The organism is Novosphingobium sp. (assembly GCF_027531025.1).
Classification (GTDB): Bacteria; Pseudomonadota; Alphaproteobacteria; order Sphingomonadales; family Sphingomonadaceae; genus Novosphingobium.
The window spans coordinates 710,219-724,116 of the sequence record NZ_JAPZQX010000003.1 but is presented as its reverse complement, the minus strand read 5'-3'; the positions used below and the strand labels follow the sequence as shown (position 1 = coordinate 724,116).

Genomic DNA, 13,898 nt, shown 5'->3' with positions numbered 1-13,898 from the left:
ATCGGCCTCCGGCCCCGGAAACGGCAACACCGCCATGGCTGCCCTCCGGTTCCGCTTCGCTTCACCTGCGGCCAGCCATGGCGCCGGAGGCAGTTTTACACTAACAAATAACACGGACCACTCGGTGGGGGCCGGTCAATCGCGAATTCAATGCCTGGTGCGGTGCCGGTGATGAAGCGGATCAAGGCACGCAACCGTCAAGCTAAGCCATCAGATTACCTGTTCCTGCCAGAATACGAGAACCGTGAGACGGCATCGAAGATCATTCAACGCCAGTTTCGCGAGGTGATGAAAGCGGCCGGTGTACAGGACGATCCAGCGGCGGGGGTCAAGTATACGATCTATTCCCTACGTCACACGGCGATCTGCATGCGACTGATTCTTTCGCACGGACAGGTGAACATCTTCAATCTGGCCAAGAACGCGGGGACATCGGTTGAGCAAATCGAGCGCTTCTATGCCCGCAACCTGCCCTTGAGTCGCGAAATGGCCATTAATCTTCAGCAGTTTAGCGGACAGGGATGACACTCACATTATCAGTGAACATATTTTGAGGTGGTGCCGACGATGATCACATCAGCAAGGACATGTGATCATGGAACTTAAGTTCAGCGCAACACGGCAGCCTGATGCCGTCAACACAGCAATCCAGCGCCGTCAGAGGCTGGTTCGACGTCTCGTCCAGCAAGTTGACCTCATTCGGAATGCAATAGACGGTGTCTTGCCCCGTATGTCGCTGGTCTGGATGGGCGAGGGCGATGCAGATAGTGCGCACAGGGGATACTGAACCTAACGGTGTACCCCGGATTGCTCGATCAATTTATCGATCTTTGAATCGAACAACGCATCCGGATGGAAGCCATCCGCAAGGCGCTTGGATGCGAAATTCCAAGCCGAACGAATGCCTAACTCAAGCGGAATGTCGCATTGCCATCCGTTAACCAGGCTTTTCAAATTGCTTTGTTCAAAGATAAGGCTGCTGGCCTTGTCTCCCGATAAAGTGGGTTCAAGGTCTGGAATAGCAGTCTCGAGCGGGAGCGTCGGGATCGCCCGAATATCGGGAGTAACGCCGATCGCCGTTGCGACATTCGTCAGAATTTCATTCCATGTATGGCCAGTAGAATCGGTAATGTTGAGGGTCTGCCCGACTGCCCCGCCAAGGCCGCACAAGGCTACAAAAGCTCGCGCAAAATCATCGGCATGGGTCAGCGTCCAGAGGGACTGACCGTCCCCGTGAACGGCGACCGGCTTGCCGCGCAGCAAGCGCCAAGCCAGGTGGTCTCCGCTCACAATTGTGCTCGGCAGTCGGTGGCGATATGTGTGGCTTGGACGGATTATGGTCACCGGTATCTGACCTTCGTCATGGGCCTGCCGATAAAGAGTTTCACAACGCAGCTTAGCCTCAGCATAGGGCGAAAATCGGTTCCCGACTGGCGAAGTCTCGTTGACAGGCAGTTGCAAGACCGGCCTCCGATAGACGGACGCGCTGGACACAAACACAAATTGTCCGCAGCGCCCCTTAAACGTCGTGATGTCCTCAGCCGCGTCGGGTACATCGAACGCAAGGAACTGACAGACGACGTCGAAGTTTTTGGAGGCTAGTTCGGTAAGAGCAACGTAGTCTCTCCGGTCGCCGACAATTTGCTCGACACCTGAAGGCAAGGCCTCACTTGTGTGGCCACGGTTGAACACAGTTACCTGGTGCCCGGCCCTTGCAGCTTCGGCAACACAGGCGAAGGAAATCTCGCCTGTCCCCCCGATGACCAGCAGCCGCAATTCAATAACCCCGGCCGTATAGGTCGGTCACTGGTCCGCGCGATGCCCTACAAGCCTCCGGCAGCTGCTGTTGCCTTTGTGATCCGCCTGCAAGCGGCGGGCCCTTCGACCTAGTGATGGAATGTCGGCGCAATCGGTCCCCCACGCTTCCCTCCTCTGCCTCTGTCCAAAACCAAGCGATGCCTTGCTGCAGCATTGGTTGCATGCTTAATGACATTCTGTCAAATGGTGTACTGATCATAGCGCGGCGTTAGGCCGAGGTGGGGAGCAGGCAATGACCGTGTTTAAGCCGCGTCTACGATGGACGCTTTTCCTGCTCTTGTGTTTGGCCGGCATCTTCAACGCGATGGACCGGCCGATCATTGCCATCCTCAAGCCTGATATGGCCGCCGATTTCGATTGGGATGACCAGGATTTCGGCAATTTAGCCTTTTTAACGCAAATGGCGGCGGCCTTTTCCTTTCTATTCACAGGTTGGTTGGTCGACAAATTAGGGCTGATCAGGGGTACGATCGCCGGCGTTACCACATGGAGCCTAGCAGCGATTTCTCACGGCTGGGCGATGAGCACATCGCAAGTGGTGGCTGCACGGGTGGGACTGGGTGTGACCGAAGCGATACAAACGCCGCTCATCATCAAGGCTTTGGCCGTGCTTTTCCCACCCAATCGGCGGTCCTTTGCATTCGGTACGGGGCAGGCCATCGGTGGACTGGGATCTATCAGCCTTCCTTTCCTCATCCCCATTTTGGCAGCATGGGTGGGTTGGCGCGGGGCGCTCATCTTCGGCGGTCTAGCGGGATTTGTCATCCTAGCGATTTGGCTATTGCTGGCGCGCGGTTCAGCGCTCGCGGCTGAAACTGAGAAAGCAGAACCGCGGCTTAGCGAGACCAGTTCCGAATATGGCGCGGTGCTGGCCGACCGCCGCACCTGGGCAATCGTTATTGCCAAGGCGCTGTCCGATTCTACTTTTTGGATGATGGTCTTTTGGCTGCCTGATTTTTACCGGAAAACCTATGGCCTAACGGCAAAGGAGCTCGCTATCCCGCTCGCGCTAGCCGCGCTCCTTGGCGGTGTCGGTTCCCTAACTTCAGGGTTGGTTTCAACGCGGCTGCTGGAGAGCGGCTGGAGCGTCAATCGCACCCGCAAAACGGTCATGTTCGTTTCGGCGCTGATGGTCTTACCTTTGCCGTTCCTGCTACAAATCCAGTCTTTCTGGGTCGTCGCAGTGCTGGTCGGTGTTGTGATGGCGGGCCATGCCGGCTTTTCCCTCTCTATCTTTTCGATGATTACTGACATCGTGCCGCGCGCAAAGGTTGGCCGTGTCACCGCCTTTGGCGCATTCATGGGGAATATGGGTGGAGCCCTTATCCAGCTTGTCACCGGCGCCGTTCTGACCGCTCAGCTCGGCTTCGGCCTTCTATTCATTTTCGGAGCGGCAACCTACCTAGTCGCTCTGGCTTGGCTGCAACTCATGCTGCCTACCTTGCGCCGTTACGAGGAATGACCGCCAATAAAAAGTTGCTTGCTGATATTTTGTATAATAAGCAAGCGACGTGAGGGGATGACTGCGGCCGGTCTTTTGTCGGCTCAGATCCCTGCAGCGCGATTTGAATTCGCCAAGGGTGAGAATAATCAGCCACAGCAAGCTCATGCTTGAGCACAGACGTATCGTGACAAAAGTGGTTTGGGAGGCATATCTGATGGCAATCACGCATAATGCTGGAACTCGGCTCTCGTCATTCGCTCGCAAGGCAGCAATGCTGAGTTTATTTTCTTCTTCGTTTTTCGCTTATGTCACACCCGTTTTGGCAAAAGACGAGGCAGCCAGCGCAGCTGAGTCCAGTGACGAAATTATTGTTACGGCCCGCCGCCGCGCGGAATCGCTGCAGGACGTACCGATTGCCGTGAGCGTCGTCGGCGGCGATTTCCTTAAAGAGCAAAATCTCAACAACGTGCCCGAACTTATCAGTTTTGTGCCCGCCATTACCCTGCGCCCATCGGGCACAAAGGACACGGGTCTGCTGATCCGCGGCCTTGGCACAATCACCACGTCTCCTGGCGCCGAGCCGACCGTGTCGATGGTGTTGGATGGCGTGGTGCTTGCGCGGCCCGGCCAGATGGTGGCCGACCTTATCGATCTGGAGCGGATCGAGGTGCTGCGCGGTCCGCAGGGCACGCTGTTTGGTAAAAATGCCTCGGCAGGCGTGATCAACGTCATAACCCGTGCGCCGACACCCGAACCAGGCGGATATGCAGAGGCGAGCTATTACAGTGGCGACGAGTATCGACTGACTGGCGTTGCCAATGGTGAATTGGTCCCCGGCTTGCTCAGCGCACGGCTCGCCTTGGTCGCCGCCGACTTCCGCGGCAATGTTAGGAATATCACCACCGGGTCGCAGGTTAATGGCTATAACCGCAAGGGCGCGCGCGCCAAACTCCTGTTTACGCCAAGCCCCGATATCGACATCCTGTTCAGCGGCGATTATCTAAAAAGTAATGCCACCAGCTCAGGCGTCGTCTATATCGGAACGGCCACTGCCGCCTATCCGTCTGGTGTGGTAACCCAAAGTACCACACTGCCGCTGATCCTGCAGGCACAAGGCATTACGGCATCCTTCCGCAACCGCGAATCCGCGTCCGAAATGAACAACCAGTTCAAGGACGAATTCTATGGCGTGTCAGCCCAGATTGATTATCGCTTTGGCGAGTATGAACTGACATCAATCACGGGATATCGTGGCTGGAAGGGGAGCCAATTTGTCGACGGGGATGGCTATAGCGCATTGACAGCGCGGACCCCTTTTCAGCTCGTCGACTTTGGCACAGTGGATTCGACCCAGTTCACGCAGGAAATCCGGCTCGCTTCGCCAAAGAATGTGATCGATTATGTCATCGGCCTATATTATTTTCATTCCAAGAATGATGAAACCTATCGTCGCGACGTAACGGCCATTGCCGGTGCCGGGACTACGTCAAACTTCGGGTTCAACCGCTACAGCGTGGTGTCGGACAATTATTCCATATTCGGCGAAGCGAACATCAACTTCACCGACAACTTCCGGGGCATCGTTGGCGGTAGATTGGTCCGCGACGAATTGAAATTTGTCGCTAACCGCACCTCGACGTCGGCCGTCGCTATCACCGGCGTGCAGCCAGCCTTTGAGGGGAGCGGTTCTAAAGGGGTCACCGATTTTGCTGCGCGCGTCGGCCTTGCGTTTGAGGCAAGTAATGCATTCAACGGCTACCTCACCTATTCGCGTGGCTACAAGGGGCCGGCGTTCAACGTGTTCTTTAACATGATTGCGCGGGACGCCATTGCTCTAGCGCCGGAAACGTCGGACAATTTTGAATTGGGTTTCAAAACGAGCCTGATCGATCGAAAAATCGATCTGAATGTCGCGCTATTCTATGATAAGGTTCAGAATTATCAGGCAAACCAGCCCGATATCGTCGCAGGCGCGATCGTCACCCGACTGATCAATGCCGGTGAAGTGTCAACGCGCGGGATTGAGATTGATGCGGTGGCCCGACTGGCAACCAACTTCACGCTTGCTGCTGATTATGCCCATGTCATTGCGCGCATCGACGCCTTCCGCTGCCCTGTCGGAGCGGCGGCATCCTGTGACGTTAATGGCCAGCCGTTGCCCTTTGCGCCGCGGCACAAGCTCGCACTGCGCGCCTCTTACGAGGCTAATCTTTCCGCGCGTTTGAAGCTGACCCTCAATGGCAATTTCACCTATCAGTCGCGCCAGCAAAACTCGATCACGCAAACGCCGTTCACCATCGCGCCAGGCTATGGCTTGTTGGGCGCATCGATGACGCTATCCGATGAGCCGTCGGGCTTGGACTTCACACTCCTAGTCAAAAATGCAGGTAATAAATTTTATCGCTCTACTTACTCGCAGGCCAATGGCGGGATCTTCTCCGGACTTCCGCGCGATTATCGGCGTTACTTCGGTTTCACTGTTCGCAAGAGTTTCTGAAGCTTCAGGAAGGATGGCACTCCGCCATTTTTTGCCTTCCTGACCTTGCGGACGGCTGCGCTCTGGCGCAGCCGTCTACTTTCCAGGGCTATTTACACAGGGCTGGTTGTGCCTGATGCACAATCAGTCGGGAGGCGCTTTGCCCTATTATAGCTCGCAAACATGGAAATTGAGGCTAATGGGAGCAGCCGAATGGAGAATTGCCGTGTCCGGAAGAGCTCGAACCCCACGACGGATGAACCCCGAAGACCGCGAATCGGCAATTCTCGATTGTGCCGCCACAATCGTGGCTCTAGAAGGCGTCTCGGCGGTGACGATGGACCGGATTGCCCAGGATTCCAATGTCAGCAGATCGCTCATCTATGTCTATTTCAAAAATGTCACCGAGCTCCTGCGCAAGCTTTATTTGCGCGAAACCCTGGCGCTGCGCGAACGGCAAAGGGCGGAATCGGCGAAGGTGCAGGAATTTGAAGCCTATGTTCATTGCCTGACGCGGCTTTTCCTCGAGCATGTTCATGAAAAGGGTGATTTCATGAGCAAGCTCATGCACGAACCGTCGATCACCAACGTCTTGCAAACGGATTTCTTTAACGCGCGGAAAAGTGCAAGTCTGGCTATAGCGGAGCGGATAGCGAAGGAGCATGCTATTCCGGTCTCGCTCGCAGCCCGCCTTGCGGACATGCTGATGGGCCTGACGGCGCGGGCTGGCGAACAAGTCCAGCGCTTTGGCCTGCCGTTTGCCGAGGCCACCGATATTGTGGTCACCATGTTGCTCGGCGCTATCGAAGCAACCGCCAACAAATACCACCGCGGCAAAATTTCCTGGCCAAATGAATATGGCGACTGATCTGGCGTAGCAAAAGAAAGCACCGCCAAATTGGGTAACCCTGCCGCCTGATCTCTGGCCGGCAGTAAGAAGCTGCTGTATGCGCTGACCTAGCTTGGAAGCCTCGGCAACCGAGCCTACCACGCTACCGCGTGAGACGATGTCCACTACCGTCGGAACCGTAGATTCCTTTTCTCCCAATGCGGAATTAGCCATTGGCGCTTGTTGACATTTTGTACAATACTTGTTTGGATCACGAGGCTAAACTGTAGGCCAACCGATCGAGCGAATCGGCCGAATGGTAGCGGTTAGATAAGGTACTGACCGGAGCGGTTCAGAGAGGTTGAGTGACCAAATGATCTGCGGATTTGACCATGTCGTTATTGCCGTATCGGACATTGATGCCGCAATCAGTACCTGGCGCGATGGTCTTGGCTTGCCATTGAGTCACCGCGCCAGCCATCCCGACGCGCATCTGGAGATCGCCTTTTTCCAGCTTGCACATGGGGGCTTCATAGAACTGGTGGCGCCGTTGTCGGACCGGGCGCCGATCCACAAATTCCTGCAAGACAACGGAGAAGGCGTGCGGGTGCTATGCTTGCACGTCGATGACCTCGATCGGGCAGTTGCCGATCTGACCCGCAAGGGTGTGGCGCTTGACGGGGTTGGCACACCATGGGTGTTCGTTCGCCCTGAAGCGGCGAGCGGTGTTTTGCTGCAACTGTGGCCCAAAAATCGGCCCCATCGATGGCGCGACGGGGACATTCAAAAATAGGCAAGTGGAGAGTAACCATGGCATTCCATATTTCGGCCGAGGAACGCACTGCCGGGACCATCGGGTCCGCCAAATTGGCGGCGATTGTACATGACATCCGCACGGTCGGATATGCGGTGGTTCAGGACATTGTGTCGGCAGCGACCTGCGAACTGTTGACCCAGTCCATTCTCGAAGATGTGGAGCGCGTCAGGAGTACTGGAAAGATTACGCGTCATGAGGAAGTTACCGGTCCGGGCCATCTCCAACTCGGCTTGCGGCGCCACGCTCCGTTCGTCACCGGAGATCTGCTGGCCAACCCGTTTATCGAATGTGTGGTTGCGGCTACGCTCGGCCGGGGCGCCTGGCTGGGTTTCTATAACGGCAACGTCAACTGTCCCGGAAGCGGCTATCAGCCGCTGCATTTCGATCGGCCCTATTCATGGAAAACGCCTGAAGATGCAGCGCATGATGGGCAGCCTTGGCCGCCGCTGACGACCACTTTGAGCTGTTCGATAGCACTTGAGGAAATAACCGTAGCCAACGGGGCGACAGAGATTTACCCTGGGAGCCACTTGGAACCTGACGTTGCGACCTGGCCAGTACATAATCGTCTTCAGGACCATCCTGAGCTGTTGGCGCGGCGAAGCCCGGCGCGGATGGAGATACCTGCGCGCAGCGTTTGCTTCCGTGATCCGCGCATGTGGCACCGCGGCGTTACCAATCCTTCCGGCAAACCCCGCGCTATGATTGCCGCGACCTATCACGCAGCTATCTGCAAGCATTGGCGAGGCATTTATGTCCCCAATATCCCTCCTGCAACCTGCGAAGTGCTCGAACAGAATCCAGATTTGCGTATCATGGATAATGGCGAACTTGGCGACGGACGCTTGGTATTTGATGTCGACACCCGCGAGCTGTTCGAAAGGGAAAATTCGCGGCATGGCATTAACCGGAATGTCCGGTTCGTGATGCCGCCTAAGCGCGTGAATCATTTCCTCGATGCCCACGAAGTCGGCGGTGCGCGCATTATCGAACATGTCGAGCCAGCGCCGGTTTAGAACAGCAAACGCATATCCCCGCGCAGTGCCTCTCGGCTGGCAAGCAACTCGAAGTAGTTTGCTGGTTTGGCAGTGACGAATGCTTCGGCTATCGTGGATATGCTACGGTGGCCCGTGTGCAGCACGCACGCGAACCGCGGCAAAGCGGGCAGAGAGTTGTCCTTTGGTGCCGCGTCGCCAACTGACCTTGCGCCATGGAGCCGCCTCTAGCATCGCCTGTGCCGAGACTGCGGTGATGTCGGGTATAGCGTTCTTTCTCGGGCGTCCGCGAGCGGCGACGGGAAATGCCATGGTGACACCGGCTTGATAAACCCTCTGTTTGGACGGGATGCCAACCGCTGAAGTGAGGCCACGCTCGCTCAAGCCCTGCCGAAAGGGTGTAGAGAGACCGTATCCGGACATCTCGAAAAAGTTTGGTGTTCAAACGTGAGAGCCAAAGCAGAGATCGTTTCCTGAGGAATCTTGCGTATCTTAACCTCGGAATAAGGTGGTGCCATTCGTCGAGAATAGGAGGATGGTAGCGTCAAGCTATTGTTGGTTGGAAGGGACCAAGCTCCAGATCGTTTGTGTTGCCTGATCTTAGGCGCCACAGCAGTGACGTTGTTGCCCCTGTTGTTGCCCTACATAACAAAACATCACCTAACGACGAGGCGCTTCGAAAATTTACGCTATTAATACAGGATAATGGTGGTGGACGCACTAGGGCTCGAACCTAGGACCCGCTGATTAAGAGTCAGCTGCTCTACCAACTGAGCTATGCGTCCACACGGGCGGTACTCCGCGAGGTCCCGAATCGTCGGGAGCGCCCCCTATAGCGACCTTTGCGCCGGAGAAAAGGGGTTCTTGCAGCCTTTTTTCATCCAGCCAGGCCAGTGCCGCGCCTGCTCCATCGGTCGACGGCCATGATCGTGCCGAGGCAGATCATGTTGGTCATCATCGATGAGCCGCCGTGGCTCATGAAGGGTAGCGGAATGCCCACCACCGGGGCGAGGCCGACGACCATCAGCAGGTTGATCGCGACATAGAAGAACACCGTGCAGGTCATGCCTGCCGCCAGCAGGCGCGAGAAGCGGTCCGGCGCGTTCTGGGCCACGCGCCAGCCCCAGCGCAGGATCAGCATGAAGACGAACAGCACGGCCAGCATGCCGACGAGCCCCCATTCCTCGGCCATGGTGGCAAAGACGAAGTCGGTGTGAGCTTCGGGGAGGTATTCCAGGTGGCTTTGCGAGCCCTGGCCAAAGCCCTTGCCGAACAGCCCGCCCGAGCCGATCGCGATCTTTGACTGCGAGATGTGATAGCCCGTGCCGAGCGGATCGCTTTCCGGATCGAGGAAGGTCAGCACGCGATTGCGCTGGTAATCGTGGAGCAGGGTGAAGAAGGCGACCGGGGCGATCGCTGCCGCTGCAGCGCCTGCGCCAATGAACCAGCGTAGTGGCAGCCCGGCAAGGAACATCACCGAGACCGCGCCAAAGGTGATGGCCAGACCCGTGCCAAGATCGGGCTGGAGCATGACCAGCCCGGCCGGCACTGCCAGCAAGCCCGCCGCCGGCATCAGTGACCGCCAGCTCTGCGTCATCGCCGGGGGCAAGGCGTCATAGAACCGTGCAAAGGCGAGAACGATGGCCGGCTTCATAAGCTCGGAAGGCTGTAACTGCATGAAGCCCAGGTTCAGCCAGCGCTGGCTGCCACCCCCGACGGCACCGATCAGGTCGACCAGCATCAGCAGGAAAACCAGCCCGACATAGCCCGGATAGGCCGCCAGCTTGAACAGTTCGCGCGGCAGCCGGGCGATGACCATGGCCATGACCAGGAACACCGAGAACCGGATCAGGTGCTGGACTGCCCAGGGGGTCCAGCTGCCGCTCGCAGCCGAATAGAGCACCAGCGCGCCAAACCCGTTGAGCACGCACAGTGGCAGGATGATCCCCCATGGCTGGCGGGCAATCGCGGCCGGGATCACGCCCGCCCTCATCGCGGAGCCTCGCTGGCGGTGGGGGAGGGGGGCGGTTCGGGTGCCGCCGGGGCAGCCGCCGCAGGAGCCGGATCTTCGGGCCGGGGCGATGCGGCTTCGGTCTGTTCGGCCTGCGGCCGGGCACTGGCCGCTTCGGCCCGGGCATTGGCGCTGGCCACCGGATCGTCCTCGGTTGGACGCGGAGCGCTGGTGCCATAGCGCGTCTCGTATGCCCGGTACTTGGCATTCAGGCGTTCCTGAGGCGTCCCGCCCCAGCCCGTTTCCATGCCCAGCAGCACTTCCATCGCCTTCGCCGGATCGTAGAGATAGGTCATCACATCGCGCGCAATGGGATAGGCCGCGGCCGACCCGCCACCATGCTCCACCACCACGGCACAGGCATAGCGCGGCTTGTCGAACGGGGCATAGGCGATGAAATGGCCGTGATCGCGGAACTTCCAGGGGCCGGTCTTGCCATCGGAGATATGCAGGCCAACGACCTGCGCGGTCCCGGTCTTGCCGGCCAGCAGGACATCGGGGACTGGTAGCCTTGCGCGTCCGGCGGTACCGGGTCCGTTGACCACGTCGCTCATCGCCTTGTGGACGTAATCGAGGTGTTCCTGGCTGAAGCCCATGCTGGGTGCTTCGGGCACCTTCTGGTCAAGCAGCAGGCGCGGCTGGAGCAGTCGGCCGCTGGCAATGCGCGCGGCCATCACCGCCTGTTGCAATGGGTTTGACAACATGTAGCCCTGGCCGATGGTGGCATTGACCGTATCGAAGACGGCCCAGGGCTTGTCATACTTGCGCTGCTTCCAGGCGGGATCGGGCACCGTGCCATAGGACTGCGCGACCACCGGCAGGTCGAACTTCTGGCCCATGCCAAGCCGGCGCATCATCCTGGCGATGGGGTCCATCCCGATCTGCTGGGCGAAGTGATAGAAGTAGACGTCACAGCTCTGGTAAATCGCCTTGGCCATGTTGACCGTGCCATGGCCGCGCCGGTTCCAGCACCCGAACACGCGGTTGCCGACGCGCAGCCCGCCGGCGCAGTTGACCGTGGCCTCGGGATCGAGCCCGGCTTCCAGAAAGGCCATCGCCACCCCGGGCTTGACGGTCGAGCCCGGGGGGTAAAGCCCGCGCAGCACCTTGTTGCGCAGCGGCACGTGATCGTCATCCGACAGCATCTTCCATTCGATCCGGCCGATGCCGTCGGAAAAGCTGTTGGGATCGTAGCTGGGCATCGAGGCCATCGCGAGGATATCGCCCGTTAGGCAATCCATCACCACCACCGCGCCCGATTCCGGCCCCAGCCGCCGCGCGGCATAGTCCTGCAGGGGCGCACTGATCGTCAGGCGCAGTGGCTGGCCGGGAATGTCCTCGCGCATTTCGAGGTCGCGCACCACCTTGCCGCTGGCGGTCACTTCCACCCGCCGCGCGCCCGGCGTGCCGCGCAGGTTCTGCTCGAACCGCTTTTCGAGGCCGTCCTTGCCGATCTTGAACCCCGGCGTGATGAGTAGCGGATTGCGCTCCTTCTCGTAGTCCTTGGCCGAGGCCGGGCCGACATAGCCGATCAGGTGGCCCACCGATGGCCCGGTGGGGTACCAGCGCGAGAAGCTGCGCTGCGCCAGCACACCCGGCAGATCGGGCAGGCGCACGCTGATCGCGGCGAAACTGTCCCAATCGAGCCCGGCAGCCACTTCGACCGGCTGGAAGCCATTCGCCTTGTCGAGCTTGTCCCTGAGGTCCTTGAGGCGCACATCGCTGAGCTTGAGCAGGCGGCCCAGTTCGACCAGCGTCCGGTCTGGGTCGGTCAGCCGATCCGGCACCAGATCGACGCGAAAGTCGGCCCGGTTGGAAGCGATCGGCGCGCCGTTGCGATCGAGGATCGCCCCGCGCCGCGGCGGGATCAGCGTCAGGTTGACGCGATTGCTTTCCGAAGCGAGCGTGTACTTCTCGTTCTGGGCGAGGCTGATCCAGGCCATCCGCGCGGCCAGCAGCACGCCAACCCCGGCCTGCAACCCGGCGACAACCAGGGTGCGCCGGTCAAAGCTGTTCTGCAGCGTCCCCGAACTGACATGCGGGATCTTACCCGAAATCATCCCACCTCCCGCACCGGGATCAGACGCAGACGGTCAACCAGCCCGACCAATTGCGCGGCAATGGGATAGGCCAGCACGGCCATGGCCAGCTGCGGCGCCATGGCGATCAGCAGCATGCCATTGCTCGCCGCCCCGGCAAACTGGGCAGCAATCACCAGATAGCCGACGATCACCGCCGAGGCGACCAGCCAGTTGGTGATGAAACCGCGCCACGGGAACCGGGTTTCGAGGTAATCCATCCCGATCGTCGCCACCGACCACAGCAAGACGCCCGAACCCATCGGCTGCCCGCTGAACAGGTCATCGAACAGGCCCAGCGGCAGGCCCGCCCAGACCGGGAAGAGGCCGGGCCGCAGGTGCAGCCAGGCGAGCAGGAACAGAAAGCCGAGCGGCGGCAGAACCGGAGCCGAGGCAATGATCGGCCAGGTCGGGCTGAGGCTGCCGAGCATGACCAATACCCAGGGGAGCGCCAGCGCCAGCACCGAGGAAGGCGCGCGGTTGATCCGCGGCCGCGTCAGGTCCAGCAACGGTTCCGCGAAAGGCCCCGGCATCAGTTCACCGCCGCAGCGGGAGAAGGCGGGGCATCGGTCGCGGTCTGGGGTTCGGTTTCCTGCCACAGCGGCTGGACCGCGACGAATTCCGTCATGCCCGGATCACTGAGCGGGCGGGCGATTGCGCCATCGCGGGTCACGCGGGTGACCACGCCGACCGCCACGCCGGGCCAGTAGAGGCCGCCGGAGCCGGAAGTGACAAAGGCATCGCCCGGCTTCAGCGGATTGAGGCCCAGCGTGATCAGCCGGATCTGCAAGGTGCCGTCGCCACGCCCGGTTGCAAAGGCTGGCACGCCATCGCTGGCCCGCTTGACCGGCACCACGCTCTCGCCGTCGGTAATCAGCAGCACGCGGGCGCTGCGTTGCCCGGTTTCAAGCACGCGGCCGACCAGCCCCAGCGGCGAGCGGACCGGCATGCCAACCTGCACGCCCTGGCCGCTGCCCGCGCCCAGCGTGGCAAACCGGCGGGTGCTGGTGGACGTGCTGCCGATCAGCCGGGCAGTGGCCACGGGGCGCGGCTCGGCCTGTTCCAGGGCGAGCAGGGCCTTCAGGCGGCGGTTCTCATCCGCAACCGCAGCCGCTTCGGCCAGCTTGACCCGGGCGAGTGCCAGTTCGCGCTCGGTCCGAGCGACGTGGCTGCCAAAGGTGAAATATCCGGCGATGGTCGCCCAGACATCCTGGCCGGTGCTGCGACCGGTTGCGGCGGCACTGGCCGTTGGCGCGGTGGCATCGCTGGCGGCGCTGCGCCAGAATGCGAAGGCCCCGGCATTGCCGGTCGAAACGACCAGTAGGATGGCGCCAAGCAGGGCCCCTGCGAAAGCAATCACATAGCTGGCAAAGGTCGAGTATTGCGCCCTGCGCGAACTGCCGGGGCGTCTGTTCGCCGACGGCGCCATG

12 protein-coding genes, 1 tRNA gene and 1 pseudogene are annotated in these 13,898 nt (G+C 59.8%); 7 read left to right on the top strand and 7 right to left on the bottom strand.

Going from position 1 to position 13,898, the window contains the following annotated elements; genetic code table 11:
- The coding region (locus O9281_RS06550) for an integrase catalytic subunit (RefSeq protein ID WP_298183894.1) at window positions 1-104 on the top strand (104 nt) is incomplete at its 5' end.
- Between the two features lie 67 nt (window positions 105-171).
- Window positions 172-525, top strand: coding sequence for a hypothetical protein (locus O9281_RS06545; RefSeq protein ID WP_298183892.1), 354 nt, complete (start codon window positions 172-174; stop codon window positions 523-525).
- Between the two features lie 264 nt (window positions 526-789).
- On the opposite strand, the gene O9281_RS06540 is transcribed toward O9281_RS06545, so the two are convergent.
- A complete protein-coding gene (locus O9281_RS06540; protein WP_298183891.1) occupies window positions 790-1,776 on the bottom strand; it encodes an NAD-dependent epimerase/dehydratase family protein in 987 nt (328 codons plus the stop codon).
- Window positions 1,777-2,050: 274 nt separating this feature from the next.
- Here O9281_RS06540 and O9281_RS06535 point away from each other — a divergent pair, with 274 nt between their 5' ends.
- The 5 genes from O9281_RS06535 (at window position 2,051) to O9281_RS06515 (ending at window position 8,400) form a co-directional block, all read left to right on the top strand.
- A complete protein-coding gene (locus tag O9281_RS06535; protein ID WP_298183890.1) occupies window positions 2,051-3,280 on the top strand; it encodes an MFS transporter in 1,230 nt (409 codons plus the stop codon).
- Between the two features lie 196 nt (window positions 3,281-3,476).
- The gene (locus tag O9281_RS06530; protein WP_298183889.1) at window positions 3,477-5,759 is read left to right on the top strand and encodes a TonB-dependent receptor; all 2,283 of its coding nucleotides are present in this window, start codon (window positions 3,477-3,479) and stop codon (window positions 5,757-5,759) included.
- Window positions 5,760-5,994: 235 nt separating this feature from the next.
- The gene (locus O9281_RS06525) at window positions 5,995-6,606 is read left to right on the top strand and encodes a TetR/AcrR family transcriptional regulator (RefSeq protein WP_298183887.1); all 612 of its coding nucleotides are present in this window, start codon (window positions 5,995-5,997) and stop codon (window positions 6,604-6,606) included.
- 334 nt (window positions 6,607-6,940) lie between these two features.
- Window positions 6,941-7,360: a VOC family protein gene (locus O9281_RS06520; RefSeq protein WP_298183886.1), complete on the top strand. Its 420-nt coding sequence runs from the start codon at window positions 6,941-6,943 to the stop codon at window positions 7,358-7,360.
- Between the two features lie 17 nt (window positions 7,361-7,377).
- Window positions 7,378-8,400, top strand: coding sequence for a phytanoyl-CoA dioxygenase family protein (locus tag O9281_RS06515; protein WP_298183884.1), 1,023 nt, complete (start codon window positions 7,378-7,380; stop codon window positions 8,398-8,400).
- A gap of 105 nt (window positions 8,401-8,505) precedes the next feature.
- Here the strand turns inward: O9281_RS06515 and O9281_RS06510 are convergent.
- The 6 genes and pseudogenes from O9281_RS06510 to mreC form a co-directional block, all read right to left on the bottom strand.
- A pseudogene (locus tag O9281_RS06510) lies at window positions 8,506-8,799 on the bottom strand (transposase); the annotation flags it as partial.
- Window positions 8,800-9,088: 289 nt separating this feature from the next.
- A tRNA-Lys gene (locus tag O9281_RS06505) sits at window positions 9,089-9,164 on the bottom strand.
- A gap of 92 nt (window positions 9,165-9,256) precedes the next feature.
- Window positions 9,257-10,372, bottom strand: coding sequence for a rod shape-determining protein RodA (gene rodA / locus O9281_RS06500; RefSeq protein ID WP_298183883.1), 1,116 nt, complete (start codon window positions 10,370-10,372; stop codon window positions 9,257-9,259).
- Entirely contained in the window at window positions 10,369-12,450 is a 2,082-nt protein-coding gene (gene mrdA / locus O9281_RS06495) for a penicillin-binding protein 2 (RefSeq protein ID WP_298183882.1), read from the bottom strand. Before mrdA ends, rodA begins: the two co-directional genes overlap by 4 nt.
- Complete coding sequence (locus tag O9281_RS06490) at window positions 12,447-13,001, bottom strand: rod shape-determining protein MreD (protein ID WP_298183881.1); 555 nt, start codon at window positions 12,999-13,001, stop codon at window positions 12,447-12,449. Before O9281_RS06490 ends, mrdA begins: the two co-directional genes overlap by 4 nt.
- On the bottom strand, window positions 13,001-13,897 hold the full coding sequence (mreC, locus tag O9281_RS06485; RefSeq protein WP_298183879.1) for a rod shape-determining protein MreC: 897 nt from the start codon (window positions 13,895-13,897) through the stop codon (window positions 13,001-13,003). Before mreC ends, O9281_RS06490 begins: the two co-directional genes overlap by 1 nt.
- Window position 13,898: the final 1 nt, after the last annotated feature.

What these genes read in the sequence shown, in the direction of transcription:
- mreC (WP_298183879.1), bottom strand. Translation starts at nt 13,897, where the DNA reads ATGGCGCCGTCGGCGAACAGACGCCCCGGCAGTTCGCGCAGGGCGCAA.
- O9281_RS06530 (WP_298183889.1), top strand. Translation starts at nt 3,477, where the DNA reads ATGGCAATCACGCATAATGCTGGAACTCGGCTCTCGTCATTCGCTCGC.
- O9281_RS06490 (WP_298183881.1), bottom strand. Translation starts at nt 13,001, where the DNA reads ATGCCGGGGCCTTTCGCGGAACCGTTGCTGGACCTGACGCGGCCGCGG.
- O9281_RS06520 (WP_298183886.1), top strand. Translation starts at nt 6,941, where the DNA reads ATGATCTGCGGATTTGACCATGTCGTTATTGCCGTATCGGACATTGAT.
- O9281_RS06545 (WP_298183892.1), top strand. Translation starts at nt 172, where the DNA reads ATGAAGCGGATCAAGGCACGCAACCGTCAAGCTAAGCCATCAGATTAC.
- rodA (WP_298183883.1), bottom strand. Translation starts at nt 10,372, where the DNA reads ATGAGGGCGGGCGTGATCCCGGCCGCGATTGCCCGCCAGCCATGGGGG.
- mrdA (WP_298183882.1), bottom strand. Translation starts at nt 12,450, where the DNA reads ATGATTTCGGGTAAGATCCCGCATGTCAGTTCGGGGACGCTGCAGAAC.
- O9281_RS06515 (WP_298183884.1), top strand. Translation starts at nt 7,378, where the DNA reads ATGGCATTCCATATTTCGGCCGAGGAACGCACTGCCGGGACCATCGGG.
- O9281_RS06535 (WP_298183890.1), top strand. Translation starts at nt 2,051, where the DNA reads ATGACCGTGTTTAAGCCGCGTCTACGATGGACGCTTTTCCTGCTCTTG.
- O9281_RS06525 (WP_298183887.1), top strand. Translation starts at nt 5,995, where the DNA reads ATGAACCCCGAAGACCGCGAATCGGCAATTCTCGATTGTGCCGCCACA.